General features: G+C 67.8%; 5 protein-coding genes and 1 pseudogene. All 6 read left to right on the forward strand.

The genetic code is table 11. From position 1 onward, the window contains the following. Nucleotides 1-310: pseudogene (locus LI94_RS19805) on the forward strand (WXG100 family type VII secretion target); the annotation flags it as partial. A 20-nt stretch (nucleotides 311-330) separates the two neighbouring features. Beyond that, on the forward strand, nucleotides 331-615 hold the full coding sequence (locus tag LI94_RS19810) for a WXG100 family type VII secretion target (protein ID WP_046302274.1): 285 nt from the start codon (nucleotides 331-333) through the stop codon (nucleotides 613-615). Nucleotides 616-748: 133 nt separating this feature from the next. Beyond that, a complete protein-coding gene (locus tag LI94_RS25130; RefSeq protein WP_046302271.1) occupies nucleotides 749-1,558 on the forward strand; it encodes a PE family protein in 810 nt (269 codons plus the stop codon). 50 nt (nucleotides 1,559-1,608) lie between these two features. Next, nucleotides 1,609-2,787, forward strand: coding sequence for a PPE family protein (locus tag LI94_RS19820; RefSeq protein WP_046302272.1), 1,179 nt, complete (start codon nucleotides 1,609-1,611; stop codon nucleotides 2,785-2,787). Between the two features lie 37 nt (nucleotides 2,788-2,824). Next, nucleotides 2,825-5,320, forward strand: a complete 2,496-nt coding sequence (locus tag LI94_RS19825; RefSeq protein WP_046302275.1) for a sensor histidine kinase KdpD — start codon at nucleotides 2,825-2,827, stop codon at nucleotides 5,318-5,320. Continuing rightward, the gene (locus tag LI94_RS19830; protein ID WP_046302273.1) at nucleotides 5,320-6,003 is read left to right on the forward strand and encodes a response regulator; all 684 of its coding nucleotides are present in this window, start codon (nucleotides 5,320-5,322) and stop codon (nucleotides 6,001-6,003) included. The genes LI94_RS19825 and LI94_RS19830 overlap by 1 nt, the downstream gene beginning before the upstream one ends. The last annotated feature ends 111 nt before the right edge of the window (nucleotides 6,004-6,114 follow it).

The following is a 6,114-nucleotide window of genomic DNA, read 5'->3' on the forward strand; positions in this document are numbered from 1 at the left end:
GAAGCGCTTCACTACGATCACAGGCACACCCCACCGAAGGCGGGGTGATTCAAGGAAATCAGTCCCCGGACTTACCGGGACGGCTCAGAAGCCCGGCGGATGTGGGCTTGAAAATTTCCAGGCGACCAGCATCTCCGGCTCCGGCTGGGGAGGGCTGGCCGAACGCACGTCCTACGACACCATGGGCCAGATGCAGACCGCGTTCAGCAACATCGTCAACATGCTGCATGGTGTGCGCGACGGACTGATCCGAGACGCTAACCAGTACGAACAGCAGGAAGCCGCCTCGCAGCAGATCTTGAGTAGCTAACACAAGGAGCGATGATTCAGATGTCTATCAACTACCAGTTCGGCGACGTCGACACACACGGCGCGTTGATTCGCGCCCAGGCCGCAGCCCTTGAGGCCGAGCACCAGGCGATCGTGCACGACGTGCTCGCCGCCGGGGACTTCTGGGGCGGCGCCGGCTCGGTGGCCTGCCAGGAATTCATCACCGCGCTCGGGCGGAACTTCCAGGTCATCTACGAGCAGGCCAACGCCCATGGTCAGAAGGTGCAGTCGGCGGGCAACAACATGGCCCACACCGACGCCGCGGTGGGCTCCAGCTGGACCTGAAAGCAAACCGTCAATAATCCGAGCGAGACCGTAAAGAACTCGTTAACGACCTCTGGCCGTCGGGAGTCCGACGAAACAGTGGACAGTGACCGAGCCCAGCTGGGGTCCGGCTCGTATCCGCCGAGGAGATGTCATGTCGTTCCTGACCACCCAGCCCGGGGCGCTGGCCGCGGCGTCCGGCAATCTAGCGACGATCGCCGGGGCGCTGAACGCCCAGAACGCGGCCGCGGCCGGCCCGATCACCGGGCTGGCCCCAGCCGCCGCCGACGAGGTCTCCGCACTGCAGGCCGCCCAGTTCTCCGCCTACGGCACTCTGTACCAGCAGATCAGCGCGCAGGCCGCGGCAATGCAGGAGATGTTCATTCACACCCTGCGCGTCAGCGCCGATTCCTACGGGGAGACCGAGACCGCCAACTCGGCAGCGGCCGGATTGGGCACCGCCAGCTCCGCTCTGGGCAGCACCGGCTCGGGGGTCGCCGACCCGACATTCGGGCTGGGCGGAGTCGCCAGCAACTCCGCGATCCTGGCCACGATGAACGGCACGAACATCGGCTCCGCCGCCTCGGCATTCACCGGCCTGGGCACCGGCTTCATCACCAACCCGTCCGGCGTCATTCACCACGTCGAGGGCGTCAGCCAGGGCAACCTGGTCTCCCAGAGCACGACCGGTGCCGCCACCGCTGCACCGGTCGCCGGGGCCGCCGGCCAGGGCAACGGCCTCAACAAGCTGTCAACGCCGCCCGGGTGGGCCGCCGAGGCCGCACCGGCCGCCGAGCCGCGCCCGCTGGTCGCGGCAGGCCCGACTCCGACCGAGCCGCACGGCGCCGCCACGATGCCTGCCGGGGCACCGGCAGTCGCCTCTTCCGATCGTGGTGGCCCCGGGTTCGGCCGGCCTCGCTACGGCGTCAAGCCGGTCGTGATGCCGCGCAAGCCGATCGTCTAGCGGCAACCGAGCCTGGCCGAAACCGACTAGAGAAAACGGACTTCCACGACATGGACTACGCAGCATTGCCCCCTGAGATCAACTCCACTCGGATGTACTCGGGCGCCGGCGCCGCACCGATGACGGCTGCCGCCACGACATGGAACGCGCTGGGCGCCGAGCTGGCCACGACAGCGGCCTCCTATGAGTCAGTGATCTCGACGCTGACCGACGAAGAGTGGCGGGGCCCGGCCGCAGCGGCGATGGCCGCCGCAGTCCGGCCCTACGTGGCGTGGTTGAACACCACGGCCGCCGCCGCCGAGCACGCCGCCGCCCAGGCGTCGGCATCGGCCGCCGCCTACGAAGCGGCGTTTGCGATGACGGTGCCCCCGGCGGTGGTCGCCGCCAACCGGGCACAGTTCGCGGCGCTGGTCGCGACAAATTTCCTGGGGTTCAACACCGCAGCAATCGCGGCGGTGGAGGCGCAGTACGCCGAGATGTGGGCCCAGGACGCCTTGGCCATGTACGGCTACGCGGCCTCCTCAGCGCTTGCCGGGACGCTGCAGCCGCTGAGCTCACCCGCTCCCAGCACCAACCCGGTCGGGATCGCCGGTCAGGGTGCAGCTGTCGCCCAGGCCTCGGCCGGCAGCGCACAGAACGGGTTGTCGCAGCTGGTGTCGGGGTTGCCGACCGCCATGCAGACCCTGGCCGCGCCGTTGGCCGCCGGGCCGGCCCAGGGCGGGCTGACCGACTTCCTGTCCAACTTCATCAACTCGACCCAGAACATCGGCATCTGGAACGGGCTTCAGACCTACAGTTCGGCACTGACCAACGCCGGCGCGTGGCACGCGTTCGCCGGTATCGCCAGCGCCATCGCCATCGCCCACGGCGGTGCGGCAGAGGCGGTGACTTCGCCGTTACTGGTGGACTCGGTAGCCACGCCGCCAGCGACGCCCCTGGGCCGCGCCCCGGTGCTCGCCGGCAGCGGCATGGCCGCCCCGGTGGGCGGACTCTCGGTGCCTCAGAGTTGGCCGGCAGCGGTCCCGACAACGGCCACTTCGATCCCCGAGAGCACTGCCACCCTGGTCAGCCACGGCTGGACCGAGGCCGAGGAAGCCGGCAGCACGGTCAACACCGTGGGGGCCGGCGTGCCTGGAGTGGCATCGGCCGGCCGCAGCGGGGCCGGCCTGAGCAACCCCAGGTATGGGTTCAAACCGACTGTGATGGCCCGGCCTGTCGTCGCTGGCTGATGCCCTCGGTTGCCGCGATGATGGTCTGGTGAGTCTGGTGAACCAGCGCGGCGAGCGGGGAGAACTCCGCATCTACCTCGGAGCCTCGCCCGGGGTCGGCAAGACCTACGCGATGCTCGGCGAGGCGCACCGCCGCACCGACCGTGGCACCGATGTAGTGGCTGCCGCGGTCGAGACCCACGGCCGCAGCAAGACCGCTGAACTGCTGCAGGGCATCGAGACCGTCGGCGAGCCCGGCGGGGAACTCGATGTCGACGCGGTGCTGACCCGCCACCCGGAAGTGGTTCTGATCGACGATCTCGCGCACACCAACCCCGCGGGCAGCCGCAATCCCAAACGCTGGCAAGACATCGAAGAACTGCTCGCCGCCGGAATCACCGTGGTCTCCACCGTCAACGTGCAACAGCTGGAGAGCCTGAGCGACGTCGTCGCCAAGATCACCGGAGCCACCCAGCAGGACACCGTCCCCGACGCGGTCGTACGCCAAGCGGCACAGATCGAACTCATCGATGTCGCACCGGAAGCTTTGCGGCGCAGGCTGTCGCACGGGAACGTCTACCCTCCGGAAAAGGTCGACGCGGCGTTGGCCAACTACTTCCGCGGCGAGACGCTGACGGCGCTGCGGGAATTGGCACTGCTGTGGCTGGCCGGGCAGGTGGACGCGACGCTTACCCGCTACCGCGCCGACAAGAAGATCACCGAGACCTGGGAGGCACGGGAACGCATCGTCGCCGCGGTGACCGGTGGCCCGGAGTCCGAGGCCCTGGTCCGGCGTGCCTCCCGAATCGCGTCGAAGGCCGGCGGTGACCTGTTGGTGCTGCATGTCCTGGGCGGCGATGGGCTCTCAGGTGCGCCGGCACCCCGGGTGGGCAAGATCCGCCAATTGGCGATCAGCCTGGGCGCCTCGCTGCACACCGTGATCGGCGACGATGTGCCGGCCGCGCTACTGGACTTCGCCCGCGACGTCAATGCCACCCAGTTGGTGATCGGCACTTCGCGCCGCTCCCGCTGGGCCCGCATCCTCGACGAGGGTGTCGGTGCGGCGGTGGTACAGCAGTCCGGCGACATCGACGTCCACATCGTCACCTACGAGGACGCCAAGCCGAGTTTCCGCGGAGTGTCGATCTCGCCGCGGGAGCGACGTACGGCTTCGTGGCTGGCCGCCGTCGTCGTGCCGTGCCTGATGTGCGCGATCATGGTGGGCTGGCTGGACCGATACTTCGACGCCGGACAGAGCGCGCTGTTCTTCGTAGGCGTGCTGCTGGTTGCCCTGCTCGGCGGTATCGCTCCGGCCGTACTCTCTGCGTTGCTGTCCGGAGTGTTGCTCAACTACTTCGTGCTCGCTCCGCGGCGTGATTTCACCATTGCCGAGCACGACGTCGCGGTGACCGAAGTCGTGCTGCTCCTGGTGGCCATCGCCGTGGCGGCCCTGGTCGACGGCGCAGCCAAACGAACCCGGGAAGCCGGCCGCGCGTCCCGCGAAGCGGAGTTGATGACGCTGTTCGCCGGGTCCGTGCTGCGCGGCGCGGACCTGGACACCCTGCTGGAGCGGGTACGCGAGACCTACGCACAACGAGCGGTAAGCCTGGTCCGCGTCCCAACCAGCAGTGCAACTCCGGAAGTCGTCGCCTCCGTCGGCGAAAATCCGTGCACCTCGGTAGATCTCGCGGACACCGCGATCGACGTCGGCGACGACGAGTTCTGGATGCTGATGGTCGGGCGACAGTTGGCCTCGCGCGATCGCCGGGTGCTGTCGGTGGTGGCTCGCCAAGCCGCCGGACTGGTCCGCCAGGAGGAATTGGCCGCCGAGGCCGGCCGGGCCGACGCGGTGATGCGGACCGACGAGTTGCGCCGTTCCCTGTTGTCGGCGGTCAGCCACGACCTGCGCACCCCCCTGGCCGCGGCCAAGGCGGCGGTGTCGAGCCTGCGTGCCGACGACGTCGACTTCTCCCCCGGCGATACCGCCGAACTGCTGGCCACCGTGGAAGAATCGGTCGACCAGCTCACCGGCTTGGTGGGCAATTTGCTCGACTCTTCGCGACTGGCCGCGGGTGTGATCCGGCCAAAGTTGACCAAGGTGTATCTGGAGGAGGTGGTGCAGCGCGCGCTGATCGGAATTGGCAAGCACAGCAACACCTTCGGGCGCGGCCTCGACCAGGTGAAGGTCGAAGTGGGCCCGACCGTGGCGATGGCCGATGTCGGCTTGTTGGAACGCGTGCTTGCCAACGTTATCGACAACGCGTTGCGCTACGCCTCTGACAGCGTGGTGCGGGTGACAGCCGGCCAAGTCGGCGACCGCGTCCTGATCAACGTCGCCGACGAGGGACGCGGACTGCCGCGGGGCGGCGAAGCGCACGTGTTCGATCCGTTCCAGCGCCTCGGCGACCGCGATAACACCAGCGGCGTCGGTCTCGGACTCTCGGTGGCACGGGGTTTCACTGAGGCGATGGGCGGCACCATCTCGGCGACAGAGACACCAGGCGGCGGGTTGACCATGGTGGTAGACCTGGCCGCACCGGCGGGAGAGAGCTGATGAGCACACGGGTCCTGGTAGTCGACGACGAGCCGCAGATTCTGCGCGCGCTGAAGATCAACCTGTCGGTACGCGGCTACGAAGTCGTCACCGCGGCGACCGGCGCCGGTGCCCTGCGCGCCGCCGCCGAGCAGCGCCCGGACGTGGTGATCCTCGATCTCGGGCTGCCCGATATCTCCGGCATCGAAGTGCTGGCCGGGCTGCGCGGCTGGCTGACGGTGCCGGTGATCGTGCTGTCCGCTCGCACCGACTCGGCCGACAAGGTGGAGGCGCTCGACGCCGGCGCCGACGACTATGTGACCAAGCCGTTCGGAATGGACGAATTCCTGGCGAGGCTGCGCGCCGCCGCACGGCGCAACGCCGCAACCGCCGAAACCGACCAGCCAATAGTGGAAACCGCTTCGTTCACCGTGGATCTGGCAGCCAAGAAGGTCACCAAGAACTCCCGTGAGGTTCACCTGACTCCCACCGAATGGGGCATGCTGGAGATGCTGGTGCGAAACCGGGGAAAGCTGGTCGGCCGCGACGAGTTGCTCACCCAGGTATGGGGCCCGGCATACGCAAAGGAGACCCAATATCTTCGGGTCTATCTGGCGCAGTTGCGACGCAAACTCGAAAACGACCCCTCAAACCCCAAACACCTGCTCACCGAGGCGGGAATGGGCTACCGCTTCGAAGTGTGAATCTTTGAGGTTTTGAAATCCGCCGACGCGGATATGCCTGGGAGAACCTAGCGGAAGGAGTTTTACCGTGATGTTCTCCCAGATCGCCAAGAAGCTGTCTCTTATACACAT

It is taken from the genome of Mycobacterium sp. UM_Kg27 (assembly GCF_000972905.1).
Classification (GTDB): Bacteria; Actinomycetota; Actinomycetes; order Mycobacteriales; family Mycobacteriaceae; genus Mycobacterium.